General features: G+C 59.3%; 28 protein-coding genes and 5 pseudogenes. 12 read left to right on the plus strand and 21 right to left on the minus strand.

The window, feature by feature from the left end:
* The first annotated feature begins 8 nt into the window (after positions 1 to 8).
* Positions 9 to 1,637: a chaperonin GroEL gene (groL, locus tag J2Z31_RS15100; RefSeq protein ID WP_209602409.1), complete on the plus strand. Its 1,629-nt coding sequence runs from the start codon at positions 9 to 11 to the stop codon at positions 1,635 to 1,637.
* Between the two features lie 582 nt (positions 1,638 to 2,219).
* Here groL and J2Z31_RS15105 read toward each other — a convergent pair.
* A complete protein-coding gene (locus J2Z31_RS15105) occupies positions 2,220 to 2,498 on the minus strand; it encodes a hypothetical protein (RefSeq protein WP_209602410.1) in 279 nt (92 codons plus the stop codon).
* A 466-nt stretch (positions 2,499 to 2,964) separates the two neighbouring features.
* On the opposite strand from J2Z31_RS15105, the pseudogene J2Z31_RS29825 reads away from it, so the two are divergent.
* Positions 2,965 to 3,315 (plus strand): annotated as a pseudogene (locus tag J2Z31_RS29825) (hypothetical protein); the annotation flags it as partial.
* 89 nt (positions 3,316 to 3,404) lie between these two features.
* Here the strand turns inward: J2Z31_RS29825 and J2Z31_RS15110 are convergent.
* The 8 genes from J2Z31_RS15110 to J2Z31_RS15145 all read right to left on the minus strand — a co-directional run bounded on the left by J2Z31_RS15110 (position 3,405) and on the right by J2Z31_RS15145 (position 9,578).
* On the minus strand, positions 3,405 to 3,572 hold the full coding sequence (locus tag J2Z31_RS15110) for a hypothetical protein (RefSeq protein WP_150852081.1): 168 nt from the start codon (positions 3,570 to 3,572) through the stop codon (positions 3,405 to 3,407).
* Positions 3,573 to 3,936: 364 nt separating this feature from the next.
* Complete coding sequence (locus J2Z31_RS15115) at positions 3,937 to 4,107, minus strand: hypothetical protein (protein WP_209602411.1); 171 nt, start codon at positions 4,105 to 4,107, stop codon at positions 3,937 to 3,939.
* Positions 4,108 to 4,467: 360 nt separating this feature from the next.
* Entirely contained in the window at positions 4,468 to 6,369 is a 1,902-nt protein-coding gene (locus J2Z31_RS15120) for a potassium transporter Kup (RefSeq protein WP_209602412.1), read from the minus strand.
* Between the two features lie 431 nt (positions 6,370 to 6,800).
* Positions 6,801 to 7,574: an arsenical resistance protein ArsH gene (gene arsH / locus J2Z31_RS15125; protein WP_209602413.1), complete on the minus strand. Its 774-nt coding sequence runs from the start codon at positions 7,572 to 7,574 to the stop codon at positions 6,801 to 6,803.
* Positions 7,501 to 7,926, minus strand: a complete 426-nt coding sequence (gene arsC / locus J2Z31_RS15130; RefSeq protein WP_209602439.1) for an arsenate reductase (glutaredoxin) — start codon at positions 7,924 to 7,926, stop codon at positions 7,501 to 7,503. The genes arsH and arsC overlap by 74 nt, the downstream gene beginning before the upstream one ends.
* Before the next feature lie 2 nt (positions 7,927 to 7,928).
* Positions 7,929 to 8,627, minus strand: coding sequence for an aquaporin (locus J2Z31_RS15135; protein ID WP_050577655.1), 699 nt, complete (start codon positions 8,625 to 8,627; stop codon positions 7,929 to 7,931).
* 76 nt (positions 8,628 to 8,703) lie between these two features.
* Positions 8,704 to 9,207 (minus strand): arsenate reductase ArsC, encoded by a 504-nt coding sequence (locus J2Z31_RS15140; RefSeq protein ID WP_209602440.1) that lies wholly within the window; start codon positions 9,205 to 9,207, stop codon positions 8,704 to 8,706.
* A complete protein-coding gene (locus tag J2Z31_RS15145; RefSeq protein ID WP_209602414.1) occupies positions 9,207 to 9,578 on the minus strand; it encodes an ArsR/SmtB family transcription factor in 372 nt (123 codons plus the stop codon). The genes J2Z31_RS15140 and J2Z31_RS15145 overlap by 1 nt, the downstream gene beginning before the upstream one ends.
* Positions 9,579 to 10,056: 478 nt before the next feature.
* On the opposite strand from J2Z31_RS15145, the pseudogene J2Z31_RS15150 reads away from it, so the two are divergent.
* Positions 10,057 to 11,797 (plus strand): annotated as a pseudogene (locus tag J2Z31_RS15150) (EAL domain-containing protein).
* A gap of 59 nt (positions 11,798 to 11,856) precedes the next feature.
* Here J2Z31_RS15150 and J2Z31_RS29830 read toward each other — a convergent pair.
* Both J2Z31_RS29830 and J2Z31_RS29340 read right to left on the minus strand, forming a co-directional pair.
* Complete coding sequence (locus J2Z31_RS29830) at positions 11,857 to 12,129, minus strand: hypothetical protein (RefSeq protein WP_328243453.1); 273 nt, start codon at positions 12,127 to 12,129, stop codon at positions 11,857 to 11,859.
* Positions 12,130 to 12,165: 36 nt separating this feature from the next.
* Positions 12,166 to 12,442, minus strand: a pseudogene (locus J2Z31_RS29340) (family 16 glycosylhydrolase); the annotation flags it as partial.
* A gap of 367 nt (positions 12,443 to 12,809) precedes the next feature.
* On the opposite strand from J2Z31_RS29340, the gene J2Z31_RS15160 reads away from it, so the two are divergent.
* The gene (locus J2Z31_RS15160) at positions 12,810 to 13,013 is read left to right on the plus strand and encodes a hypothetical protein (RefSeq protein ID WP_209602443.1); all 204 of its coding nucleotides are present in this window, start codon (positions 12,810 to 12,812) and stop codon (positions 13,011 to 13,013) included.
* 878 nt (positions 13,014 to 13,891) lie between these two features.
* Here J2Z31_RS15160 and J2Z31_RS15165 read toward each other — a convergent pair.
* The 6 genes and pseudogenes from J2Z31_RS15165 to J2Z31_RS15185 all read right to left on the minus strand — a co-directional run bounded on the left by J2Z31_RS15165 (position 13,892) and on the right by J2Z31_RS15185 (position 16,031).
* A complete protein-coding gene (locus J2Z31_RS15165) occupies positions 13,892 to 14,269 on the minus strand; it encodes a YkvA family protein (RefSeq protein ID WP_209602415.1) in 378 nt (125 codons plus the stop codon).
* Positions 14,270 to 14,272: 3 nt separating this feature from the next.
* Complete coding sequence (locus J2Z31_RS15170) at positions 14,273 to 14,482, minus strand: cold-shock protein (RefSeq protein ID WP_028002905.1); 210 nt, start codon at positions 14,480 to 14,482, stop codon at positions 14,273 to 14,275.
* A gap of 103 nt (positions 14,483 to 14,585) precedes the next feature.
* Positions 14,586 to 14,846 carry an SOS response-associated peptidase family protein gene (locus J2Z31_RS15175; protein WP_209602416.1) on the minus strand — a complete coding sequence of 87 codons (261 nt, stop codon included), beginning with the start codon at positions 14,844 to 14,846 and terminating at the stop codon, positions 14,586 to 14,588.
* 60 nt (positions 14,847 to 14,906) lie between these two features.
* Positions 14,907 to 15,110 carry a hypothetical protein gene (locus tag J2Z31_RS15180; RefSeq protein ID WP_209602417.1) on the minus strand — a complete coding sequence of 68 codons (204 nt, stop codon included), beginning with the start codon at positions 15,108 to 15,110 and terminating at the stop codon, positions 14,907 to 14,909.
* A 364-nt stretch (positions 15,111 to 15,474) separates the two neighbouring features.
* Positions 15,475 to 15,570: pseudogene (locus J2Z31_RS29835) on the minus strand (hypothetical protein); the annotation flags it as partial.
* Between the two features lie 2 nt (positions 15,571 to 15,572).
* Positions 15,573 to 16,031 carry an MgtC/SapB family protein gene (locus J2Z31_RS15185; RefSeq protein WP_028002908.1) on the minus strand — a complete coding sequence of 153 codons (459 nt, stop codon included), beginning with the start codon at positions 16,029 to 16,031 and terminating at the stop codon, positions 15,573 to 15,575.
* Positions 16,032 to 16,707: 676 nt separating this feature from the next.
* Here J2Z31_RS15185 and J2Z31_RS15190 point away from each other — a divergent pair.
* From J2Z31_RS15190 to J2Z31_RS15200, 3 genes are all read left to right on the plus strand, one after another.
* Entirely contained in the window at positions 16,708 to 17,628 is a 921-nt protein-coding gene (locus tag J2Z31_RS15190; protein ID WP_209602442.1) for a DnaJ C-terminal domain-containing protein, read from the plus strand.
* Entirely contained in the window at positions 17,625 to 17,948 is a 324-nt protein-coding gene (locus tag J2Z31_RS15195) for a chaperone modulator CbpM (RefSeq protein ID WP_028002910.1), read from the plus strand. The genes J2Z31_RS15190 and J2Z31_RS15195 overlap by 4 nt, the downstream gene beginning before the upstream one ends.
* Before the next feature lie 282 nt (positions 17,949 to 18,230).
* Positions 18,231 to 18,926: an Hsp20/alpha crystallin family protein gene (locus tag J2Z31_RS15200; protein WP_328243433.1), complete on the plus strand. Its 696-nt coding sequence runs from the start codon at positions 18,231 to 18,233 to the stop codon at positions 18,924 to 18,926.
* 668 nt (positions 18,927 to 19,594) lie between these two features.
* On the opposite strand, the gene J2Z31_RS15205 is transcribed toward J2Z31_RS15200, so the two are convergent.
* The 3 genes from J2Z31_RS15205 to J2Z31_RS15215 all read right to left on the minus strand — a co-directional run bounded on the left by J2Z31_RS15205 (position 19,595) and on the right by J2Z31_RS15215 (position 22,116).
* A complete protein-coding gene (locus J2Z31_RS15205; protein ID WP_209602418.1) occupies positions 19,595 to 21,115 on the minus strand; it encodes a hypothetical protein in 1,521 nt (506 codons plus the stop codon).
* Between the two features lie 106 nt (positions 21,116 to 21,221).
* Positions 21,222 to 21,728 (minus strand): ferritin-like domain-containing protein, encoded by a 507-nt coding sequence (locus tag J2Z31_RS15210; protein WP_028002913.1) that lies wholly within the window; start codon positions 21,726 to 21,728, stop codon positions 21,222 to 21,224.
* Positions 21,729 to 21,816: 88 nt separating this feature from the next.
* Positions 21,817 to 22,116: a DUF982 domain-containing protein gene (locus J2Z31_RS15215; RefSeq protein ID WP_028002914.1), complete on the minus strand. Its 300-nt coding sequence runs from the start codon at positions 22,114 to 22,116 to the stop codon at positions 21,817 to 21,819.
* Between the two features lie 358 nt (positions 22,117 to 22,474).
* Between J2Z31_RS15215 and J2Z31_RS15220 the strand changes: the two genes are divergently transcribed.
* The 5 genes from J2Z31_RS15220 (at position 22,475) to J2Z31_RS15240 (ending at position 24,954) form a co-directional block, all read left to right on the plus strand.
* Entirely contained in the window at positions 22,475 to 22,747 is a 273-nt protein-coding gene (locus tag J2Z31_RS15220; protein WP_209602419.1) for a DUF2934 domain-containing protein, read from the plus strand.
* A 239-nt stretch (positions 22,748 to 22,986) separates the two neighbouring features.
* A complete protein-coding gene (locus J2Z31_RS15225) occupies positions 22,987 to 23,172 on the plus strand; it encodes a DUF3606 domain-containing protein (RefSeq protein ID WP_209602420.1) in 186 nt (61 codons plus the stop codon).
* Between the two features lie 135 nt (positions 23,173 to 23,307).
* Positions 23,308 to 23,487 carry a hypothetical protein gene (locus J2Z31_RS15230; protein WP_209602421.1) on the plus strand — a complete coding sequence of 60 codons (180 nt, stop codon included), beginning with the start codon at positions 23,308 to 23,310 and terminating at the stop codon, positions 23,485 to 23,487.
* Positions 23,488 to 23,851: 364 nt separating this feature from the next.
* Positions 23,852 to 24,064 (plus strand): hypothetical protein, encoded by a 213-nt coding sequence (locus tag J2Z31_RS15235; RefSeq protein WP_033058327.1) that lies wholly within the window; start codon positions 23,852 to 23,854, stop codon positions 24,062 to 24,064.
* A gap of 509 nt (positions 24,065 to 24,573) precedes the next feature.
* On the plus strand, positions 24,574 to 24,954 hold the full coding sequence (locus J2Z31_RS15240) for a hemerythrin domain-containing protein (RefSeq protein WP_234710712.1): 381 nt from the start codon (positions 24,574 to 24,576) through the stop codon (positions 24,952 to 24,954).
* A gap of 205 nt (positions 24,955 to 25,159) precedes the next feature.
* Here the strand turns inward: J2Z31_RS15240 and J2Z31_RS30005 are convergent.
* A pseudogene (locus J2Z31_RS30005) lies at positions 25,160 to 25,257 on the minus strand (methyl-accepting chemotaxis protein); the annotation flags it as partial.
* Positions 25,258 to 25,667: the final 410 nt, after the last annotated feature.

Below are 25,667 nucleotides of genomic sequence, written 5' to 3' on the forward strand. Positions count from 1 at the left end.
GTACAATAATGGCTGCCAAGGAAGTGAGATTCCATACCGAAGCCCGCGAGAAGATGCTGCGCGGCGTCGACATTCTCGCCAATGCGGTGAAGGTGACGTTGGGCCCAAAGGGTCGCAATGTGGTACTCGACAAGTCGTTCGGCGCTCCGCGGATCACGAAGGACGGCGTCACTGTCGCCAAGGAGATCGAGCTCGAGGACAAGTTCGAGAACATGGGCGCCCAGATGGTGCGCGAAGTGGCGTCGAAGACCAGTGACATCGCCGGTGACGGCACCACCACGGCAACGGTTCTCGCGCAGGCGATCGTCAGGGAAGGAGCGAAAGCGGTCGCCTCCGGCATGAACCCAATGGACCTCAAGCGTGGCGTCGACAAGGCGGTGGACGCTGTGGTCGAGGAGCTGCGGAGGAACGCCCGCAAAGTCACAAAAAACGATGAGATCGCCCAGGTCGGCACCATCTCGGCAAATGGTGACACGGAGGTTGGCCGCTTCCTGGCAGAGGCGATGGAAAGGGTTGGCAATGAAGGCGTGATCACGGTCGAGGAAGCTAAGACCGCGGTCACGGAGCTCGAGGTCGTGGAAGGCATGCAGTTCGACCGCGGTTACCTCTCCCCTTATTTTGTGACCAATCCCGACAAGATGCGCGTCGAGCTGGAGGAGCCCTATGTGCTCATCCACGAGAAGAAGCTGTCCAATCTGCAGGCGCTGCTTCCAGTTCTCGAACTGGTTGTTCAATCCGGCAAACCGCTGCTGATCATCGCCGAGGACGTCGAGGGTGAAGCGCTCGCCACGCTCGTCGTCAACAAGCTGCGTGGCGGCCTGAAGGTGGCTGCCGTGAAAGCTCCTGGTTTTGGCGACCGTCGTAAGGCCATGCTCGAAGACATCGCCATCCTGACGGGCGGCACGGCAATGTCCGAGGACCTCGGAATCAAGCTTGAGAACGTCACGCTCGAGATGCTCGGCCGGGCCAAGAAGGTGGTTGTCGAAAAGGAAAATACGACGATTGTCGACGGCGCTGGTTCGAAGACGGAGATTCAGGGCCGCGTCGCTCAGATCAAGGCGCAAATCGAGGAGACCACCTCGGACTATGATCGCGAGAAGCTGCAGGAGCGTCTCGCTAAGCTCGCTGGCGGTGTTGCGGTGATCCGCGTCGGTGGCTCGACCGAGGTCGAAGTCAAGGAACGCAAGGACCGCGTCGATGACGCGATGCATGCAACGCGGGCGGCTGTCGAGGAGGGCGTGCTGCCTGGCGGTGGCGTCGCTTTCCTGCGAGCCGTCAAGGCTCTGGACAGCGTTGAGACCGAGAACCCCGACCAGAGGCACGGCATCGAGATCGTCCGCCGTGCGATCGAAGCGCCAGTGCGCCAGATCGCCGAGAACGCGGGTGCCGAAGGCTCGATCGTCGTCGGTAAGCTGCGCGAGAAGTCCGAATTTGGCTATGGCTGGAACGCCCAGACGAACGAGTTCGGTGACCTTTATGAGCAGGGCGTGATCGACCCGGTCAAGGTCGTCCGCACCGCGCTGCAGGACGCCGCCTCGATCGCCGGACTGCTGATAACCACCGAGGCAATGGTCGCCGAGAAGCCGAAGAAGGAAGCGCCGGTTCCACCGATGCCGTCTGGAGGCATGGACTTCTGACCGAAGCAACCGGGGTCCGCGCCGACGGCGCGGACCCGCCTGGTAGAGTTGTGAACTGATGCCTCGCCCCTTGCTGGGAAGGCATTCGAGATCGATTTGGAGCACGTTGGCAGGTGCCCGAGACGTGGCTTCGACGAGCCTGAGGCCGCCAGTCCGCTCCGAAGGAGGATCTGAAGAAATCGGGGCCAAAATGACCACGCGTCGTCGAAATATGTTGGCGTATTCGCGCACTCGTCCATTCCGGGCTAACCCGGGTCAGTAACCGAGTTCGAGGTCGATCCTGTTGGACAAAGGCTGGCCTCTTGCGACTTGACCGCAGAGATTGGCGACCTAGTCGATCCCAGAATCCACCGAGAAACTCGCGACATGAGGTGTGATGGTCACCTTGAGATTAATTCCACAGCGGCGACGAGGCCTCCAGCGGTTCACGCTGGAACACGTCCGTAATCGCCGGCGTCGACGCGAAGGTCGGCCTCTTTGCCTCCGTCGCCGTGGCGAATGCGGTAGCTTTGACAACGTTGGTTCGATCGCGCTGACGACCCGAAAAGATCAATTCGCCGCCATCCGTCCGGTCGCGAACCCCTATTCCGAGCCGTTTTTACCGAGGTCGACGTACCTTCCCACTGAGCGCAGATAGGCCACAATCTCCAACTTGAGGAAATCACGATCGCCGTAGACATCCTCGATATCGCCAAGCCTGTGTTTTATTTTCTCATAGGCAGCCGGCGAGAGGTCCGCGTCTCCAATAACGTATTTGTCGTGCCCGACCGCGCGGATATCACAGCCAGTTTCAAGGATTTCATCGACGAAGGCGGGAATTTCGCTCGCCTTCATCAACCTTCGTTTAGTACTCTGCGCCATTGAAGAAGCGCTACCTCCGTAAATTGCAAAAGTGCAAACCCCGATCGCCCCGTTTCGTTCCCGGACGCTGCCCCTTTTCGCCGACCTCCTTGCGACGGCCGCATGAACACGGTGGACCAGCATCACCGAAGCTGGCATCCGCTCGGTAGCGCGTGGCTATGGTGGTTCGCGGATCTCGACCCAGACAGGGGGCACTTTCCTCGAACTGACAAATCCAAGAATGGCTTCCCCTACGGACCTGCCTTCCGAGCCGATTGCGACGACATCGGCTTCGAGACTCAGCTGGGCGAGAAACTCGCTCGCCGTGTGCCGCCAGCTGCCCTCCGGCTTATAAGGTGGTCAGCTACTACCAGCCAACGTCTCGCCGCGATCACGGCGTCGCGCGCATGGGCATGCGGCTTCGAGCCAATCACAATGTGCTTGAGCAGACTGCCAGAGTACCTGGCTTCGCCAGCTTCCATTTGCAATGGACTCTGCAGGCATTGAGCCGAACCGCTTCGTCGACGAAGCTGATGAGCCTATTCAACGCCGTTTGACCGAAGGAGTAGATTCGTGGGGTATTCGATTGCCTTCATTGGTCCCGGACTTGGCGGAATGCTGCGCCACGGGGTCAACCAGTCGGCCGCGTTGCTATTTGGCTTCGGATTCCCTACGGAACGCTGAATGTGAGTATCGTCGGTTCAGTGGTCATGGGAGTCTTGGCCGAATATTTCGCATTCCACGGCGGCTTCGCGCAGGACACTCGATTATTTCTCCCGACTGGAATCTCGGGGGCTTCACCACCTTCTCTACCTTTTCCCTCGACACAGTCAGCCTCTGGCAGCGGGGCCAGTGGTCGGCCGCGGCCGCCTATGTTGTGTTCGTGAAGGCGGCAGCTCGCTCAACGGGATGGCCGCAGCTTGCGTCTCACGCACTCCCCTCCGTCTCGCTACCCTCGTCCAACTCATGGAAAGGCAGAAAGCCGTACTGCTCCAGCCATTCGCGAATGATGAGGCGGATTAGCTCTTGTCGCTTCATCTCAAGTTCTTCACCGGCGCGAGCGAGCGCCATCTCAACGTCGTCGTCGAAGGTCATCGGAGCTTGACTCTCAGCGTGTTAGTGGCCGTTCCCGTGGGCCACTACTCGAGATGACACCCTTGCTTACGAGCCACGCCTCGAAGCTTCCCGGGCACCCCTCGTGAGTCCACATCCCGCGATACGAGAAACCAAGACTATGGAGGCCGAGCCCAATGGCGTTGAAGCCTTCCTCGGTAACGGACGCGGTTCCATTTGGTGTTTGGACGCTTCCGGGATACTTCTTCTTCGCCCTTCTGATTTTCATTGCCTGCCTCCTTACGCACTACAACCGAGAGGTCTTAGGGTCGCACAGCGCAAGTTGCAGTCAAGAATTAGGGGCGCCGCCCGAATGGGCTACGGACGCCGTCTGCTTGGAGGTCGATCATTCCTTCCCTGCTTTCTCCACATACTGTAACCGCTGGAGGAGAACCCTTATTTTCTTGGGCAGTTTTGGCAGGACTTTGGATAATACTGGAAGGGATCGGAGGAAATCGACATCGTAATCAGTTGCCATTTCCCGCCGGATTCGCAGGTCCCTGTAGGGCTTCTTCATGTCGCCGCTCCTAGTGAGAAAACACCGCGGCTGAGAGAATGTTCCGCATTTGCGATCGCGCCACTCGCAGGGCGGGGTGAACTGCTCAAACAGATTGAGCCTTCTAAGCCAGCCCCGAGCGAAGCCGCTGCGGAATGCGCCATCACGCGGGCGATCAATCAAAGTCCAGCGTCTTTCAGGCTGACCTGATCGCCGGGCTCGACTAGCTTGGACCTTGCGGCGACGGAAACGGTTCCGGGTCCGCGCAGCCCCCGCCGTCGCTGCGGCCTGCGGCGGTCACTGTCACCGCCGCTGCGGTCACGATTGTCGTCGCCGCGGCGGATGACGCGATTCGGATTTAGGTCCCTGGAGCCCGCGAGACTAAACGATGACTTGCTCGCCCAACTCGACGACTCGGTTTGCGGGGAGATGGAAGTAGTCGGTTGGATCGATCGCCGAGTCCGCCATCGCGATGAATAGCTTGTCCTGCCATTTCGGCATGCCCGACAGCGGGTCTGCGACCAGCTTGCGGCGGCCGAGATAGAACGACGTCGTCATAATTTCGAACTTGAAGCCCTCCTTGCGACAACGAGCGAGCGCCCGCGAGACGTTCTGGTCGTCCATGAAGCCGAAGCGCAGTTCAAGTTTGCTGAACCGGTCGGAGAGTTTTGTCAGCGTGTAGCGGTCCTGCTCCTGGACATAAGGTATCCTGGCGGTCTTGATCGTCAAAATGACGTTGTGCTCGTGCAATACGTGATTGTGCTTGATGTTGTGCAACAGAACGGCCGGGGTCATATCGGGTGTTGCGGTCAGGAAGATTGCGGTTCCCGGTACCACGACGGGAGCGTGTTCGGACTTTCGCTCGACCGCGGCAATGAACGTGTCGAGCGGAACATCCTGGCGGGCCGTCTTTTCACGCAGGATCCGAACGCCTTTGCGCCAGGTCCACATCAGCGTCATCACCAGGCCGGCGAAGAGGATGGGCACGTAGCCGCCGTCATGGATCTTGAAGAGGTTGGCACCGAGAAAGGTAAGCTCCAGCAGGAACAGGGGCAGCAGGACCGCAGTCGCGATCCATATGGGCCAGTTCCACTGATGGCGGACGAATTCGAAGGCGAGAATGGTCGTCACGACCATGGCGCCAGTGACCGAGACACCATAGGCGGTAGCAAGAGACTCGGAACTGCCGAACACGAACATGAGAGCGAGCACGCCGATCAACAGCGCGGTGTTGACCAAAGGCAGGTAAATCTGTCCCGTCTGCGTTTCCGAAGTGTAGCAGATCTCAAACCTCGGCAGGAATCCGAGGTGAATCGCTTGCCGCACCAGTGAAAACGCTCCGGTGATCACTGCCTGGCTGGCGATGATAGTTGCTGCGGTTGCCAGAATCACGATCGGCAACAGAGCCCAGCTTGGAAACATCAGAAAAAATGGATCAGAGATCGCTTCGGGATGCGACAGCACCAGGGCGCCTTGTCCGACATAATTCAAGGCCAGTGCCGGAAACACGATCGCAAACCAAGCCGCCTGGATTGGCTGGCGACCGAAGTGTCCAAGATCGGCATAGAGCGCCTCGGCTCCTGTCACCGTTAGGAAGACGGCGCCGAGGACGATGAAGCCGACGAGACCGCCGTTCCATAGAAAGGTCACGGCGTGAACGGGATTGACGGCCGCCAGAATCCCTAAATCGTCGCCGATGTGGGCAATGCCGGCCGCCCCCATGGCGAGAAACCAAACGAGCGTGATCGGTCCGAACAGGTTCGACACGGCTCCCGTGCCGCGGGACTGGATGGCAAACAACAGCACTATGATCGCCACAGCGAGCGGTAGCACGTAATCCTGAAACGCTGGCGTGACGAGCTTGAGCCCCTCCACCGCCGAAAGGACGGAAAGCGCCGGCGTGATCATCGCATCGCCGATAAAGAGGGCGGCACCCAAGATTCCAGCCATAAGCATGATCGTCGTCTGGCGGGGTGCCTTCTTCATCAACAGGGCCAGCAGCGCCAGCATCCCACCCTCACCGTCGTTGTCGGCGCGCAGCAGAAACAGCACGTATTTGCAGGTCACGATAATCGTCAGCGCCCAGAGCATCAGCGAAATGAGGCCGATGACCTCCCCGCGCTCGACCCCTCCTGCGGCAAAGGGACGGAGTGCCTCGCGGAAGGCATACAATGGGCTCGTCCCAATATCGCCGTAGACGACGCCGACCGAGCCAAGGGTGAGCACCAAAAATTGACGCAGGTTGTTTGCCTGCGCGGGCGTATGGTCCATGGACGCTGTCATCGGCTCTCCGAAAAATGCCTCGCTCTGCGATTATCCGCAAAGCCCGATTGCGAGGCGGTCAGGATCTTGTGCCAGCATCGCTGTACCGAATGGGCCTTATATGCGTTTGCAGACCGCTTTGCGTCTACCTTACGTCCGTACGAGGTCTGGATTCGATTGGGGATTTCGGTTGCGCGCGTAAAGATTTCATAAAGAGCGAGCCCTTTCCTTCCAGAAACACGAGCTCAGAAGGGGCCGATGAGGATGGTACCGTCACGCGCTAACCCGACGCGGCGGGCGGTGCTCGTCCAGTCCCTGCAGCCCTATCTCATGACGGCTCGATGCCCCCGCTGGGCGGGCGCCCCTCGAGGCCGCCACGCGCGACCGTTGGTCGTCCTGGCGGCCGCAACAGGTCACCGTTGATGGGAAGGCAAGATGCTGACGATACCCGCTCAAATCGACTTGAGCTTGACCCGCTGATCTAGCTTCTCTGCCTCTTGCTTGCGTTCGCTGTATCGGTCGACGAGATAGGCCGACGCGTCGCGAGTGAGCAGCGTGAACTTCACGAGTTCCTCGCAGACATCGACCACCCGGTCGTAATAGGGCGACGGCTTCATGCGTCCGTTCGCATCGAACTCCTGGTACGCCTTGGCGACCGAGGACTGGTTCGGAATCGTGATCATGCGCATCCAGCGGCCGAGCAGGCGGAGCGTGTTGACCGCGTTGAAGGATTGCGACCCGCCCGACACCTGCATGACGGCGAGAGTCTTGCCCTGCGTTGGGCGGATCGACCCGATTGACAGCGGTACCCAGTCGATCTGCGCCTTCATGATGCCGGTGATCGCTCCATGCCGCTCCGGGCTCACCCAGACCTGGCTTTCGGACCACTCGGAGAGTTCCCGGAGTTCCTGCACCTTCGGGTGGCTGACGGGCGCATCGTCCGGAAGCGGCAGCCCCGAAGGATTGAAGAAGCGAACCTCGGCCCCGAAGTGCTCCAGCAGCCGGCCGGCCTCTTCGGCAAGCAGCCGGGAATAGGAGACCTGCCGCAGCGATCCGTAGAGAATGAGAATGCGCGGCGGATGGGTCGAGAACGGCGGCCGAAGCGCCTCGGTATCAGGCTTGCGGAGGTGGCGCGGATCGGCGGCTGGCAGATCAGACAAGACGGCGACCCTTCTCGTCCAGAACTGCTTCCCCGTCTTCCTTGACGAAAGGCCCCTTGAAGGCATCGGCGGGGAGGATGTCGAGAACGGCCTCGGATGGCCGCGCCAAGCGTGTGCCGATCGAGGTGATCACGAACGGCCTATTGATGAGGATCGGATGCTCGAGCATTGCTCTCAGAAGCTGGTCGTCGGACATTGCCGGATCGTCGAGACCGAGCTCCGCATAGGGCGTTCCTTTTTCACGGATTGCCTCGCGAACCGAGAGGCCGGCATCGCGGATCATTTGGGCAAGCTCCTCCCGGCTTGGCGGCGTCTTGACATATTCAATCACCGTCGGTTCGATGCCGGCGTGGCGGATCAGCGCCAATGTATTGCGCGAAGTGCCGCACGAGGGATTGTGATAGATGGTAACGTCCATGGTCATTCGATTTCCTTGACGCTTAATCGCGAAGCTGAGGTGTTTCGTTCGGCGAGCATCCAGCCAACGACGGCAGTGGCGATGAGCGCCCCGGTGACCTCCGCGACGATGAATGCCGGCACATCCGTCGGGCGGATGCCCGCGAAGGTGTTGGAGAAGGCACGGGCGACGGCGACGGCAGGATTCGCGAACGACGTCGAGGCCGTGAACCAATAAGCGGCCGTGATGTAGAGGCCGACGAGCCATGGAATTGCCTCGCCGCGGAAGCGCAAACCGGCAAGGATCGTGAGGACGAGCCCGAAGGTGGCGACCGCCTCGGCGACCCACTGACCCGTGCCCGTCCGGACCGTTTCGGAGACCTGGAACAGCGGCAGGTCGAACATCGCATGTGCGATCAGCGTTCCGGCGATGCCGCCCGCGACCTGCGCAAGGACATAGAGCGCTGCCGCGAATGCTTCGATCTCTCGTCGGGCCGCGAACACCATGGTGACCGCAGGATTGAAGTGCGCGCCGGATATCGGCCCGAGAATGCTGATCAGGACGACGAGGATCGCCCCTGTCGGTATCGTGTTGCCGAGCAGCGAGACCGCTACGTCGTCGGAGAGGCGGTCAGCCATGATCCCGGAACCGACGACGGTGGCAACCAGGATGGCGGTGCCCATCGCCTCCGCGGCGAGGCGGCGCGTTAAGTCGAAGGCCATGCTTCAGCCCGCTTGGTCTTGGGTGTTCTGCGACCTGCCACTGTCCATGTGGCGGATATCGAGTGGAGCGCCGTTGTCATGCGAAGTCGGATCCGATCGACGTGGTGCCTTCCATCCGACCGATCTCGTGGAGCTTCGACGTCAGGCTCATCCGCTCGAGGCTCTCGACAGGCAGGGCCGCAAAGGCTGCGATGCGGAGCTTCATGTAGCGGAGCGTCGTTGCGAAGGCGACCCGCTTCTCGGCGTCCGTCCCCTCGACGGCGACCGGGTCCTCGACGCCCCAGTGCGCCGTCATCGGGTGGCCGGGCCATACCGGGCAGGCTTCACCGGCTGCGCTGTCGCAGACGGTGAAGATGAAATCCATCTCGGGCGCATCGGGGCCTGCGAACTCCTCCCAGCCCTTCGAGCGCAGATCCTCGACCGGGTAGTGATGGCCGGCGAGGGTCTCGATCGCGAGGGGGTTCACCTCCCCCTTTGGCTGACTTCCGGCGGAATAGGCGTTGAACTTGCTGCCGCCATCCTTTCTCAGGACGCTTTCGGCAATGATGGAGCGGGCCGAGTTTCCCGTACACAGGAACATCACGTTGAATTTTCTGGACACCGAGATACCTCCTCCTTTGCACAACAGGGTTCGAGCTCCTCGATCAGCGGCGCACAGAGGCTGGCATTGCCGCCGCAGCAATCCTTGAGGAGAAACAGGGTCATCTCCCGCAAGCGCTGCATTTCCGCTCGATAGACGATGAGGCGGCTGCGCCGTTCGGACGAAACCAAGCGAGCGCGGGCAAGAATGTTCAGATGCGTCGACATCGTGTTGTGGGGTATCGCCAGCGCGCGGGCGATGTCGCCTGCCGGCAGCCCCTCGGGCTCATGCCGGACAAGCAACCGGAAGGTTTCCAGGCGGGTCGACTGGGCGAGTGCCGCGAGGGCCAGAATGGCTTCTTCTTGTTCCATATATCTCGCGTTGTATCGTGGGAAGTGGATTTCCTATCTGCCCTTTTAATTGGGCGCATGCCTGTGGAAGGAAGCACCTATGATGAAACCCGCCGCCGTGACTGGATCGCTCATTCTTGCCGGAGGGAGTTATCGGGATGCATCGAGAGTCGCCCGCAAACTCCGCGAAAATGGGTATTCGTGCGTTTGCTCTCCAGACTACCGGACGTTCGAGCAACATACGCGATGGCTAAAGCCGGACCTCCTACTGCTGGACATCGGCATTTACGAGGAGTTCTTTGGTGATGCAAAGCGTCGTGAACAGGTCCAAGCTATTCCGGCAATTCATCTCGTCTCGACAGCCGCTGACAGAACACGCGCGTTTGCTGCGGGCGCGGTGGATTACATCATCAAACCAGTGCTCACCGAAGAGTTGCTGCTGCGGGTGAGAGCCCAAATCGAGCTGCTGCAGACGCAGAAACAGCTTGCTCAGCGCAACATGCAGTTCGCCACAACACTGGAAAACATCGGCCAGGGTGTGTGCTTCTTCGACTCGGACCAGCGGCTCATATTATCCAATCGGCGTTATGCGGAAGTATATGGGCTGCCTCCGGAGTTGGTCAGGCCCGGCATGACCTTAAGTGAGATTACCCAGCTGCGTTATTCCGTCGGCGCTTGTCCAGTCGTGCCGCACGATGAATATCTGGCCTGGTGCGACTCGATCAACTCCAAGTCTTCGCCGCAAGATTGGACGATGGAGCTGAAGTCGGGCAAGGTCATTCGCGTCCACCACGAGAGAACAGCCAATGGCGGATGGGTTTCGACGCACGAGGACATCACCGAGCACCGAAACGCCGAACGGCAAATAGCCCATCTCGCATTGCATGACCCACTCACCGATCTACCAAACCGCGCCGCACTGAAGCAGAAACTCGAGACACTGCTCGAGCAGCACCGCACGCAAGGATCACAGTTTGCGGTGCTGTGTCTCGATCTGGACCGGTTCAAGGAGGTCAACGATCTCTTCGGTCATAATGTTGGCGATATGGTTCTGTGCCTGGCCGCCAAACGTCTGTGCGCGGCTGCGGTGGGTGCATTCGTCGCCCGCCTCGGCGGTGACGAGTTCATGGTTTTGGCAGAAGCGGATGCCAGCTCTGCGGCGCAGCTTGCCGACCTGACTATCACCGTTTTAAGTGAGGACGCAGAGATCGAAGGCACCCGGATCCGAATGGGTACGAGCATCGGCGTAGCGATCTTTCCCGCGGACGGGGACAATGCCGCCGAACTTATCAGCAATGCCGATGCGGCTCTCTATCGCGCCAAGGCCGACGGGCGTGGCACGGCTCGGTTTTTTGAACCGCAAATGGATAAGTGGTTGCGGGAGCGACGAGCCTTACAACGTGATTTGCAAGCTGCGATCTCTGAACAGCAGCTGTCTATTGTCTATCAACCACAGGCCAACATCGGCGGGGGATATCACTGGCTTTGAGGCCTTGCTGCGGTGGAACCACCCGACGCGCGGCAATGTCCCTCCGACCGTATTCATTCCGATTGCCGAGGAGAGCAGTCTGATAATCGAGATCGGAGAGTGGGTATTGCGGGAGGCTTGTCGGGAGGCAGCCTCTTGGTCGCGGAAACTGTCGGTAGCCGTAAACCTCTCTCCCGTGCAATTCAAGCATGGGGATCTTTCCGGGCTCGTAAAGTCAGCCCTGATCGAAACGGGACTGGAGCCTGCACGTCTAGAGCTCGAAATCACGGAAGGCGTTTTGATCGACAATCTTGAACGTGCCATTTCGACGCTGGGGCACCTAAAGGCGCTTGGTGTCCGGATCGCTATGGACGATTTCGGGACCGGCTATTCCTCCCTATCGTATCTGCAGTCTTTTCCGTTCGACAAGATCAAGATTGATCAGTCGTTCGTCCGGAATATCGGGCTTGCACAGTCTTCAGCGATCATTCGCGCCGTGATCGGACTTGGACGCGGACTTGATCTGCCCATTATCGCTGAAGGTGTGGAATCGACGGATCAGCTTGCATTCTTGACGCGCGAGTCATGCGACCAAGTTCAAGGCTATCTCGTGGGCCGGCCACGTCCTATCTCGCATTATGCCAAATACGTTGGCCGGGCGGAGGAAAACGAGCAGCTCGAGCGCGGCCGATCGGCCGTCGCTGTCCGGCCAGAGCAAAGCCATGTTGCCAATCCACGGCGAAACAGTGGGAATGCGGAGGCCACCAGCTAGTGGTCTCAATGCCGTACTCGGCCGACGAAGCTGATGAAGTTCGAAGAAAATCAGTGTGATCACCGGCCGCCGACTATCGCGAGCACAGTTTCTTGCTGCTGCCAAAGCATGGCGGCTCCGCTCAGCGCCATGAACCCGACCACAATTGTGCGGAACTTCGTCTCACTCATATCCCTGAGCAGACGCTTTGCGACCCAAGTGGACACCAGCGCGGCAGCTCCCGCGGCAAGCCCGAGCAGCCAGAGATGTCCAGCCATGGCGCCGAGTGTGGTGTAGGTGCCGATCTTCACCAGGTGCGTCGGCAGCGACACTGCGGTCTTGGTGCCGATCATGCGCTCCTTGGTGATGCCGGCGTTCAGATACAGCGTGTTCAATGAATAGGCTTTAATATAGTCGATCTTCATTTCTGATCCGTCGACAAGTCCGTCGCTCGGCGTGCCGGCCATCCCTCCGACCGCAAGGTTCACGAGCATGTACATTGGATCGTGCATGAACGAGGGGGTGTCCGCGCGTGCAATCGCGGCGTCATCGAAGTACCAGACGATCTCGTCTTCCCCAAAGCACGCCGCATTTGTGGAACCCGCTTGTATCGCCAACCTTCACCCCGTCTTGGCTCATGGTGTGCGATCCGGTTGCATTGGAATGATTATGCTGTGGAACTGCCGCTGTGATAAAGCGGCTGGCCTAGGGCGTTCATGACAGTTCTGCTCATCGAGAAGTCTCCCTGCTAATTGCTTGCCCCTTCCCGATGAGCACCCCCAGCATTAGGAAACCGTGACCTGTCGCACATACCCCGGCACTCTGGAGCTCGGGCGCGCGCTCGCGAACCAAGCGCCCCGGCTTCGAGATGTCGCCCCACGGCTCTGATCACCGGGAGGAGCCCTTCATTTTTTAAACGCTCCTGCAGATCCGCGCAGAAAGGCGTATGCTGTTTCACCGTTGGCCTGCCGCACGGGCGCGGCCATGACGGGGAGATGGATTTGCTCTCGTCCCGAAGCGAAGGAATGGCGTCATGGAGCGCCGCGACTACCAATCCAAGTCGATAAGTCCTGACGAAGTTGAGATGCTCAGCAACGTCTTCGAGCAGTTGTTGCACGACTATCAGATCCCGCGAGATGGGCAGGAAGCTGAAGACCTCGCAGCGAGGTTGGTGGCGGCCTATCAGTCCGGAGTTCGCGACGTTGAAATGCTCAAGACTTTATCTTTGCGCGCGTGAGGGTGGTCCCCTGCCTCGGCTCATTGCTGCCGAGTAGCGCACGCTCAGGAGGATGGCGAAGGGTCGGAACGGGCGAACAAGGGAGTGCACTCCGATGGATGGCAATGAACACAACAGAGAGGAGCGGGTCCGCGAGCGTGCCCAGCGGCGGTGGCTGGTTCTATGAACGGGCTAAGATCCGCTGCCACGCTGCATTGGAAGCGAACGGTGATCTCGCGTTTTCTCGCCAGGCGTTTATTGCCGCCTCAATCGAGTGTGACTGAGTCAACCTCCCGAGATACCGAGGTCGCTCATACGACCATGCAGCAGATTGGGCATAAGCAGAATTCGACGGCCAAGGTTCGACGCACCAGGCCCTCTTCTCGACGACGGATGACGAGGGCGACATTTCTCAGGTGCTGCCTGCAACCCTGTTTCTTTCTCTGATCAGGCGGTCGCGCTCGCGAATATGCGACGCGAGGCTCAGCTCAAAAGTGACCAATAATTTGCGAGCCGTTGTGGCGTCTCGGTCGGCCCTCTCGAGCTTGGCAACGAGTTCGCGTTGAACGGTTGCGCGCCTGGTAGCATCTTCCACGTCGCGCTCCGCCGCTGCCAGATACTTCTCAATCAGAGACAGTTCATTCATGCCAGAGAATAGCACGGATCCTCGATCTTGCAGCCGTTAACGCATGGCCGCGTTCGCGATTGGGAACAGGGCCGATCCAATATCGACGCGCCGTCCCGTATCCTTCTCATGTTCGAGAAGGAGCCGGAAGCGGTGCAGCGGGCGTTCTCGCAGCCTAAAATGCGCGGCTATGACAATCGCCTGAAGATGAGGCGCCAAGCCGAACCCCATCTGATCATTAGGTTCGGCGCGTCATGTCGGTTTGGAGAGCGTGCTATTTTGCCGCGGTCGGTATGAACCACCATGTGATCGAGACGGCAGCCAGGGCCCACACCGCGACTATGAAAATTGCGCCACCCCGATTGAAGGGCTTTTTTAGGGCGGCGGCAGCAGTCGCCCGATGCTCCGCCATGATCTCTGCCGGCACCAACCGAATTGCTAGCAAAATTGCCAGAGGCAGGAGGATCACCTCGTCGAGATATCCGAGGACGGGAATAAAGTCGGCAATCAGATCGATGGGCGAGAGCGCATAGGCAGCTATGGCGAAGGCGAACGCCTTCGCATACCAGGGCATACGAGGATCGCGGGCCGCGAGCCACAGAGCATGCACGTCCCGTTTGATTGCCCTCGCCCAGTCTTTGAGCCGCATCATCGATCAGAGTGCGCGAAGATTGTCCGCGGAAGTCTTGCCCGAGCGACGATCCTGGGTAACTTCGAAGCTTACTTTTTGACCCTCCTTGAGAGTGGAGAGCCCAGCACGCTCTACTGCCGAAATATGCACGAAGACATCCGCCGAGCCGTCGTCGGGCTGAATGAAGCCGAAGCCTTTGGTGCTGTTGAACCACTTTACCGTTCCTGAAGCCACGAGTGTGCCCCTTTCATCGTGAGAGAGTTTGGCGATTGCGAAACGAATCTTGTCAGGACGTCGTGACACGCGCAACCGCAGAACCATCTATCGTCGCTGAACCTTAGATGAGGATCGCCTCCTCGTCCCGTTCAACCGGCTGCAGCATCATAGCATCCGAAGGGAATGGCCTCTGCAGTTCCTTGGCTTCCTTCCACTCCGCGGTGAGCCACAGCTCGATTTCCGCGGGCTCTGTCAGAATGACAGGCATGGCCTTCGGGTGGATCGGCCTCACAATCTCATTGGCCTCGCAAGTCAGGGGCTCATGATCAGCGGCGCGCCTACTGGACAACTTCCGCCGTTCTGTCACGTTGAGGATAGCCACATTATTGGCCTTAAACTGAGCCCGCCGTACTGTCCCCCTCCGAGCGGGCTTTCTTTTGCCCTAGTGAATTTGGATCATGTCAATCAGATTAACCGGGTTTCTGATGCCTTCTTGGTATAGCGCGATCAGCCGCTTTGCGAGTGCCTCAGCTTCCGGCGTATCGATGTTTAGCTTCGTCCTCGCGAGCTCGTCCTCGAACACCCGTTGTAGGAGATTGATGTCGTCCGGGCGGATGACGCAGTCAGAATCGCGGAAAGGATACATAACGCGGCCTCCCTGGTTGGGACGAACGCATAAGTATCGGCCAGCGGCGCCCTTGCCCATAGCCGCTGATGGCAGGAAGAATGCGCCTGAAATGAGGTATTTGAAAGGGCGCTCTCTTGGAAGGCTGTTCACCTCCGGTTCGGCTTCGAGCTATATCCATTTCCACCAACTTCTCGCGGATCACCGCGTCTCGTTGCCGGCCCAGCCGCTGGAATGGCTAATCGCAATTCCGAGTAGACGGTGAGCGTTGCGCAAGCGTTGCACTGCTTTTCGCCTCAACGTTCATGGGAATGCATCAATTTCGCTGTGAGGCTTAGGCCGGGGTGCCGCCGCGTTGTGAGCTAGCCTGACGGATGTTCACGATTTAAGGAGAATAAGTTGCGTCATCGGTCCGCTCTCGGATGCCCTTAAACGAAGGGTGACGGAGTTTTCCGTCTTCCGTCCAGGCGCGATATTCAACGTTTATGGATGCGAACCATCATGGTCTTCGTGACCGTGTACCCCGAGCGTGCTCAGCAGCCATAACCCAAGGAGGTTGGTCAAGCTGAGGACGATTGCAATGTTTGCGCGACCGAGTCCCACCGCCACCCCGATGGCGCCGGCATTCCAGATGCTGGCGGCGGTCACCAATCCTTTGACGGTGCTACCTTGCTTGACGATGGCACCGCCGCCAATGAAGCCAATTCCGGTGATGACACCTTGGAGAACACGGGCCCTAGCTTCGTTGGTGGTCGGCGAGCTCGTGTCGATAATCAGGGCAAAGCCGCATGCCGCCATTGCCACTATCGGAAGCGTTCGAAAGCCTATGCTGCGCCTACCATGCCTGCGCTCCCAACCAATTGGCAGCGCTAGGGCAAATGCCAACAGAACCCTCGCTATTTCGCTAAGGATCGTTTGGAAGTCGAAGCCGAGATCAGGCATGGTCCTTTCCGTCCATGATAGTGATTGAGGGCCGGACCACAGGCCTCGCCGCATTACGGTCATTTCCGGCACGTTGCTGCCACGTCGTGCCAGCGATCACCTGTGGCGACATCCGACGTTATACAGATCGGCGGCACAGGCGAAGCAGGAATTTAAACTAGGGCTTCGATGAAACCTCACCGCCTTGATGATGCTGGGCCATTCGGGAGCTGCGCGACAGGCCCGCATGGCCATGGCTCGGCCATTTCATGCCGTTTGCAGCGTCATTGAAAGTGGAACGCGCCATGGCATTTCTTTCATATTCGGGCCTCCTGAAAGGTCGTATGTTGAACCGCCAACCCATCTGCTTCGTTCCCACGATAAAATGTTTCTGAGTTCTTGGTCACACTTGCTGAAGGATGCCTTCAGAGTAGACGACCGTTGTCGTGCGGTCGCGGCCATCGCAGATCGAACGGGACGGCTTGCGAGGCCTTTGGGCTGTCTTAAATTAGAAAAATGGTGCCGAGATGCGGCTCCGAGAAAATCGGCGCCCGCTCGGCCGCGAATTTCGGCTTGTCATGCACCTCGCTGTAACCGACGCGCATCATCTTTGCAGTGCGTCACCCGCGATCGACTCGACCGAATTGAAAAGCCGATCGGGAGTAACCGGCAGCGATCTGATACGGAGAGCAAAGTCGTGAGTGAGGATCCTTATGACATTCTAGGGATAAAGCGCGATGCGGCCCAAGGCGAGGTCCAAAATGCGTTCCGCAAGCTTGCCAAGAAGCTGCACCCGGACCTCCATCCAGGTGACAAGAGCGCTGAAGACCGTTTCAAGCAGATTTCGGCGGCCTACCAGCTTTTGAGCGACGAAGAGAAACGGGCGCGTTTCGACCGAGGCGAAATCGACATGGCCGGAGCCGAGCAGGCTCCACGCGATTTTTATCGGCAATATGCATCAGCCGGCGGCCCAAACGATCCATATCATAGCGGCGCAGGTTTCGCGGACTTCGGGGAAGCGGATGATTTGTTCTCACGCTTTTTTTCGCAACGGAGCGCGAGGGGAGCATTCCGGTCCCGCGGCGCAGATCGCCGTTTCACAATGGACATCGATTTTCTTCTGGCAGTGAATGGCGGCAAAAGCCACGTCCGTTTACCGGATGGGAGCTCGCTGGAAGTAACCGTGCCACCTGGAACACATGACGGTCAGATGCTGCGATTGCGTGGGAAGGGCGAACCTGGATATGGCGGCGGCGCGCCCGGGGATGCACTGATCGAGCTACACATCAGGCCGCATCCGTTCTTCATTAGAGATAATGGCGATATTCACATAGATCTGCCGATTTCTCTGAGCGAAGCCGTACTCGGCGGGAAGGTTCGCGTGCCGACGCCATCGGGCGCCGTACAACTGACCATTCCGCCCAATTTGAGCAGCGGCAAGAGATTGCGCATCAAGGGTAAAGGCGTGCCGAAGCGCAGTGGCGGCGCCGGCGACATTTACGTCACGCTGAAAATCGTCCTGCCTGAGGTTGCCGACCCAGATCTTACCGCATTCGTGAAGGGTTGGAAGGCGGGCCAGGCGCAAAATCCGCGCAGGCATCTGGAGGGCGAACAATGAACGATCTGGAGTTTTGCAATTGCTTGAAGATCGACACCGTCGTTCTCAGCGAGTGGATCGAAGAAGGCTGGATTGCGCCCGCATATGTGGACGGCAGGCCGGAATTTCGCGACGCCGATATTGCCCGGGCGAATTTAATTCTCGATCTGATGGATGCTTTCGGCGTCAATGCCGCAGGGATTGACATAGCCATGGACCTGATCGACCAGGTTCACGGGCTGCGGGCCATTCTACGAGACCTGATGACGGCAATTGAACATCAGGATCGCGAAATCCAAACCGACATCCTGCGTGAGTTGGACAGGATCGCTTCTTCTTAAGACGCATCGAGCTGCCGAGCGTTGGAATAAACGGCGCTTACCTTCAATAGTCCTCGCCGCAATCAGGCGCCTGGCAGTATGCGTGCTGCCCTTTCTGGCAGGCAGGCGGCGGAGGCCGGAAGCGTCGGTTTTTTTCGTGGAACAATTCCGTGTCCACAGGGTTCTGGTCGCGCCGCTGCACTATCGGTCTCCTCCTTGGTGGCAACAAAGCAGCGTCCGCTGTTGGTCGGGCGCTGTTTTACCCCCATCTGACGGAGATCTGGTGAGTGATCGAGACGTCCGTTGTTCGGCTTCGATCGACTCGGGCCGACAACGAGCGGCACGTTTCGCGATCTGTCCGTAGACGGCATTGTGACCGCAAGCCTGCGCGAGCGGGCAGCCGTTCCCTCACCACACGGCCCTCTCCCTGCATGGCACTGCGAACCGTCCAACAAAGGGAGTTCCATCATGGCCCAAGCTGCTCGAAAACAACCCGTAAAGGTCGAAACGTCTGCTCCTGAACGGCGCGAGCCGCTTTCGCTGTTCGAAAGCCTCCGCCGCGAAATCGATCAACTGTTCGATGATATCAATCCGCTGGGCTGGCGGTCCTTCCCGGCACGTATGCGTGAACGCGATCGGCCGTGGTCCGAAAAAGGAACGTGGCGAATGTCTCCGGTGGTCGACTGCGTGGACGCGGAGCAGGAATACAAGATCACCGCTGAAATGCCCGGTATGGATGCGAACGAGGTCGAGGTGAAGGTCGCAAACGGCATGCTCACGATCAGCGGGGAAAAGAAGGAGGAAAAGGAAGAGCGCGAAAAAGACCGCTTCCTGTCCGAACGGCGCTATGGTGCCTTCCAGCGCAGCTTCCGGCTGCCGCCCGGTGTCGATGCCGATAAGATCGACGCAGTCTTTGCGAAGGGTGTGTTAACGGTGCGGCTGCCGAAGACGGACGAAGCCCTGAGTAGCGAAAAGAAGATCGCGATCAAAGCGGCATAAGCTTTAACCGGCGCCTGAATGACGGCGTGCGGAGGAATCATGCGGATCAACGGACTAACGCCGCACGGCCGAAGGTGCCCCGCGTAGCTCCGAGCGATCGCGTGAGGATCGTTGGGGGCGGGAGTGATCGTTTGCTCTCCACGCGCCCTGCGATGCAGGACGCGGCTTTCCGCCGTCGCCCGCGTGCCCCGATCGCAACGTGCTCTTCCATGGCGACCGTCCATATGACGAAGGGCGCATGAACCATCAACTAGAAAAAGAAGATAGGCATTTAGTTGCCTCGTTTTGCGAGTTTGCCATTGCCGGAACGCGCGGCGCGGTTGTCCAGTTCCTCGGGCGAATCCATCCGGCTGAGACGTGACCTAAACGAGAGGGTAGCCAGTCTGCGGCACGGAGAATTGATGACTCGGCCGTCTTGCTACAGGCGAGGTCCTGAATCGGATAATGCGATTTGAAACTAAGCTGTTGCGATTGTTAAGAAAAAGTCGCAGATCAGAGCGTTACGGCCGCCACCTCGATCTTAAGCTCACCGATCACGAAAAGGGTGAGCTGATCGAGTATCTCAAATCAATCTGACGCAGGTCGGAAGTAAGGACGAGCGCCACTCGCGGGGAAGACGGTAAAGCCAGTTCTCAATTGCCCATAAAGCATCTAGAGGCAGCTGAGCACTAGGCCCGGCGTGAATGTTCGGGCGATCGTTTCACAGCCAATGCACCGAATAGCGCCACGAACGCCGCGAGCCCGACCCAGCCGATGATTTGGCGCGTGCGGTCGTGGTTTTCCGGCATCTCGAGGCGCTCCACTTTCGGCCACATGACGTGGATGTAGCCATCCGGTTCGGCGGCCAAGCTCTTGTCTTCGGCGGCGATCTCCAGCATCACGCCCTGCATCGGCCCGTCGGTGAGGACCATGACATGGGCGGGTGCCGCTCGCGCGATCACCTCGCCGTTGCGACTTATTTCCGCCCAGCCCCAAAGCGCGATCTTCGGCCGCATCCGCGGCAGCTTGTTGGTGCCTATGCCCGTGTCGCCATGCATCTCATGCTCGAGCACGGCGCCCGACCATGTTGTGTAGAGCCCGAGCGGATGTCGCGGCATCGGCCTGTCGATCTTGACATCATAGGTGGCCTCGCCGCCCGTGAATCGGGCGGTGACCGTCATCGCATCGGTGTTTTGCACGTGCGACCAGCGATTTCCCATCTCCACCGCCTGGATAGTGATCGTGCCGGTCACCGGTTGGGTGCTGTTCATGTTCATCGGATCTGCCCCCACCACCCGGACACCCGCGCCCGAAGCACGCGCCGAAGCCGCCAGGCCATCGCTGCCTCTGCTCTGCGCGTACAGCGGGTCGGCGGGCAGGCTCATCATGATTCCCGCGACGACGACGCTTGAGACAGGGATCATCCGCCGGTTCTTCATGGCCCATCCGCCGACCCACCAGCCGATCACCGCGGAGACGAACCCACCCGGGAACGAGTACCACCATAGGTCCCAATAGCCGGAATAATAGGGCTGCTCAAACGGTAGCCCGCGCGGTCCGAGGTACATGCTATAGGTCGTCCAGACGAGCGCGAGCATCAGCGCCCCCAAAGCCACACCGGTGCGCCCGGCGCCGGCATATGCCGTCCAGACGCAAACGAAAACGAAACTGATCAGCAGGCGTTGGACGAAGAAGGTGATGCCGGGGAAGTCCTGCAGAAGCAGAAGTTGGGTAAAGATTCCGTCGGTCGCCACAATGATTACGGACGTGACCAGCCCATAGACGACGAAACGCCATGTCTCACCCCGCTCAGCCTCGAGCACCGGATGATTGCGGCGCCACAGCCAGAGCGCCAATGCGTATCCGCCAAGGATGGCAAGGAAATGCACCGGCAGGCCGGTGACCCAGAGGTGATTGAAGTCAAGCCATTCCGGTTCCTGCGGCAAGCCGACCGGCGCCAGCCACTGATAGTAGATTTCGAGGATCAGCGTATGCACCGCCGTCAGGACCAGGCCGGGCACGATGCCTATTCCGATGAACGCAGTGCCGAACAGGAACACCGTGGTGATCAGGAAGGTTTTGGTCACCCAATAGGTCCAGTAGGGATCGTTCTCCCATAGTAGTCCGTGGGCGATGGAGGCATCGACGAAGATCGCCGCAAGTCCGACAAGAATGCTGAACTTGATTGTGTCTTTTGCGACCAGAAACATAAGCCGCTCCCGCATAACGCGATTCTTGCATCAAATCGCGAAATTCCGGGAATGTTCCTCCATCGTCGCGAGACCACAATCTCGGCGCGGTATGGCGTCAGTTCGCTTAGTGTTTCGCCGTCAGCCCTTGCTGATCGCGCTCGAGGAACTTGCGCGTGATCGCGGCGGCGTGTTCGTCGAGCCATTGCGCCATCGCGACTTCCTGCTGCAGGATGGTTTCGCAGACGCGCTTGGTTTCCTGGTCGCCCACATACTCGGCCGCAGCAATCAAGATCTTATAGCTGGCGATCTCCATCTGCTCAAATGTATAACTCGCGAGCGAGCCCTTCACGACCTCGTCGTCGACGAAGAGGCCACTTAGCCCCTGACCGAACGCCACCATCTTTGCAGCAATGTCTTTGATACCGGAGGTGCCGCCGCTGACCCGTTCCAGGCAGCGCTCCAACATTGCCGCCTGATCGCGGGTCTCCTGGAGGTGCTTATCGATCTGCGTCTTCAGTTCCGGGTAATTTTCCAAGCGCGCCGATTGGCTCGTCAGCATGGTGATCGCCTGCTCTTCCATCGCATGCGCATCCCTGAGCCATGCATGGAGATGCTCCCTGGGATCAGACATAGTGTTCTCCTTTCTTCACATTGGCTGAGTGCCAGGGTCCCGGACCTCCGCCTTAAACCCGTTTGTCAGGCCCGATCCGCGGCCTCGCTCAATGCTGCCGCTTGGCAGCCGGCTTTGCAGACGTGTCGGAAACGCCGGCGGCGTGTGCGTCGCTAAGCGACAAAGACGCCTCGGCGCAAGCCGCGGCAAACGATGCTCTTGCAACCTCGGCGGCGACGATCCCCGAAAGGGCGGCGCGGCAGTCGCGAATAGCGCGGTGGTGCCACTTGCCGTGGCTCGGCCACTCGTATTCGAGGAAATCGAGAGCGTCGTAAGGTCCGCGGAATAGGCGAGGCATGCCGTTCTGAAGAGTTACCGAAACGGGTACGCGCCAGAGAGCTTCCTTCATTGGGACCTCCCGAATCTTTCCAATCGGAATAACCCGCCGGAAGCTCAACTCGTTCCATTGCGAAAACCTTGGAAGGGTGATTTCCTGCCCTCTGTAGCGACGGCCGGGTTTGAGGCGAACTTACCGTCAGCGACGCCGTTTCGGACGCGTTCACAGGACCGGCTTGCCTGGTCTGGACCCCGCTGTGGCGGCAAATATTGACTGATGCCAAGGAGCCCGCCTGAGTTCTTCGTTGAAATCGGAGGGACGGCAGCCTGGAGCACTGCTATTCTGCCGCCGAGAGCTCCTGAGTCTGACGGAGCACTGTCGTACCCGCCTTTTTCCTGCTCGACCGTATCAATCTACAAAGGAGGAAATGATGCCTGATCGCAAAAAACGGAACGAAGATCCGGTCGAGGGCTCCAGGGAGACGATTGAACGCGAACTGGACAGGCCCAACCAGACTGGCACCGAGCCGTCGGATAAAAGCACCGACGAAAAGCAAGAGCGCATTCGGAGGCGCGCCTACGAAATCTGGGAGCGCGAGGGACGACCTGACGGAGGGCATGAGCGCCACTGGCACGAAGCGGAAAAGCAGCTCGACGAAGAAGAAGGACGCACGTCTGGCCACGGCGAGAGCGCGGGCCGATAACGTGCGTCTCGCGCGGCCGTGCAGAATGGCCGCTTGAACGGCGGGGCTTCTGCGGCACGAGCTTAAGCGCCCGCGGATTTATGCTGACGGTGTTTGCAAGCCTTCGCCAGGCCTGAACGCGAGCGCGAGATCTCGCGCTGTTACGTCCCTCCCGACCTCGCGCGATTGCGTTACCCGCGCCAAGGGGAACTTACGATGCGCGATGCCGTTTTTGATGCGTCCAAAAATGGAGGACGCAGATGCCCGACATTAAAAAGTCCGTCGGCCGCGATCGCCGACGCGTTGCCGCCAAGCAGCCCTATGAGCTGAGCTATTTCAAGCGAAAGCACAAACTCACAGAGGAGCAGGCTCGCAAGATCATCAAGGAAGCGGGGAACTCCCGCGAAAAGGCGAACGCCTTGGCGGAGAATGTGAAGAAGGCTTAACTGCTCTTTGCGCCGGTATCGAGGGTGGAGCCGTTTGGCAAGAGACGCGCCCCTGCACGACCGTCTCTAAACATGGGGGGCCGGTCGCGGGAGTCCCCGCTTTGGAGATTGAAGCACTTGGCGGGAGGCCGGGGAATGCGCAAGGAACTGACCGCAGCCGCCGTCCTTATTCCCCTAATGGAAATCGATCCGGAGATGCGTCATAACGTCCTGGACAGCCAAGAGCGAGAATTCGCCACCGCGATGGCAATCCACGTCTACCTGCGGCTGCGACGGCATTTCCGTTTCTGTCGCTATGGGTTGAAGCTTCCCTGAAGGAGGTCGTTGAGCAAATCGGCGATACAATCTGGACAGCTCCCGACCAAATCATCACGGCCTTTGCGTCCGCGGACGCCGCAGACTCTGCAGCCGCTTCCAATTACCTCGCCCAAGAAATCCTCAGATCCATTTCCGTCATCTTTGAGACCATCAAAGTGAGCCAAGATTATGGGTGATGCACCGCCAGGCATACGACACCCTGATGATCGGCTCTCGTGCCCCATCTTTCGCTCGTCATGAGATCACCTGCGGCATACGTCCAAACCGGGAGTATTTGCCTCTATCAGTGGTTGGTTGCCAGCACGTGCCGATGACGGGAAGATGATTTTTCGCTTCGCTCTCCAATAGAGGAGGTACCGTGATGGACGCCCACCATCGCTGTCTGCCGATCTCCCCCGAAGAGCTCAATGATCTACAGGCCATCCTCGAGGACGTTCTGCGAGAACTAAAGCTATCTCGGGAGAGTGAAGAAGCCGAAGCAGTCGCGAGGAGGCTAATTCAGCTCTACGAAAGCGGCGTGCGCGACGCCGCCTCGCTCCACATCGCCTTAAATACGCCGGACGGTCAGACATGATCAGTTCCGACTAGGAGTGCCGACGTGCAGATTCTGCTGTCATAGCTCGACGGTATTAGTTGGCTTCGTTTTGTTCTCGAACCGTTTTGCCGCCGTTCATGCTTATTTCAGCCATTTATTCACGGCCCTTGCATTTGGCGTTCAGGATCGATCCCGAAACTAAGCCGTTGCAGTCGTCCAGCGAAATTTCTCGCGGAGCGGCTTCGGCTCCTCTCCACTCATTGAAAGCGCTCGACGCGCACGAGACGCCCGCGCGGTGAGCCCTCCTTCAGGGTCGCGCAACATTTGCAAATTCATCTCCTCAGGCGCGGCGATCATCGCCACGCTCAGCGATGATCAAGAAAGGGGGTGCCGTCTGGAACTCGCTCCCTCTTGGTTGGCAGACCGATTACCAACTCGATTACACCTAGCTGATTTGGTCTTGATTCAGGTCAAGGTCCCACGCGACGCAGTATCTCATCCTTCGAGCACGGAAGACGACTGAAAGAGGACCGAAAGGACCGGAGTGTATGATCGCGCGGGTCAAGCTTGCGCCCTCACAGGACCGGCCACCAGCCGTAGCCGCCGCCGATCGGCTGGCTCTGATGGCAGGGTCTCACCATAATCAACTGACACTTTGTGACCATCTCGAGGCCATTGCGGACAGCCTTCCGCACGGAGTCGACCGTGGTATGTGCGCTTACGCCGCAAAGATGCTTGGGCCGCTCCTACGGGATCTTCACGTGAGGGAAGAAGGCGTTGTTTTCGCATGGACCGAGGAGAGGTTCGGGGACGATCCATTAGTGCTAACTACACTGGAATTGCTCAAGAATGAACATTTCGAAGACGAATGCTTCGCCGACGAATTGGCGGAGATGCTGGGTCAGCTGGGACGGCAGATGCTACTGTGAACCCGGAGACAGCGGGCTACATGCTCCGCGGGTTCTTCACCAATCTGCGTCGGCATGTGCGCTTCGAACAGCAGTGCTTACGCAGCCTAGCCGCCGATCACTCAGGCTGCTGACAAGAGATGGGGCGCGACTGGTCACGTGCAGAAAATCTCGCTCGATGTCGACACCGTCGGAGCCGGCAGCCGACCGAGAGGGACGGACTGCCCTTAGTCTCCTTGGCCGTGTTAGCCGAGCGCTGCGCTGGCTCACGTACCTCTTGGGCAATGACGGCAAGCCCTTACCAGCCTCCCCGGCGCGAGCGCTGCCCTCCGGTCGTCATTGAGGATGCGAGGTGGCACCGCCGCGATGACATGGAGAGTCTGCACTCTCTCTTCTTGTCCATCAGCAAGCCGCACGAACAGTTCAACACCGTCTTCGGTGAGACGCATGTCAGTGACTTCGGCGCCGCAGCGAAGCCGTCGTTCCGCGACAGCATAACCGCGTCGGAACAACAGGAGGGGCCTCGCCAAACGGCTGGGTTCTGACGGCAGCACAGTCGCTCGGTGGCGTCAGTTCTCCGATCATCGTCTCGCCCGGCGGCCTCGTCGGCCAGCAACTGGCCTTCGATCCCGCCGCCGCAATCTTGCCGGTCAGTATGCTCAATCTGGCCTCACCCTTGGAACATTGCCGGCTGCGGTCATCATGCGGCGGTTCGGCCTACGCTCGGGCTATCT

This window comes from Sinorhizobium kostiense (genome assembly GCF_017874595.1).
GTDB lineage: Bacteria > Pseudomonadota > Alphaproteobacteria > Rhizobiales > Rhizobiaceae > Sinorhizobium > Sinorhizobium kostiense.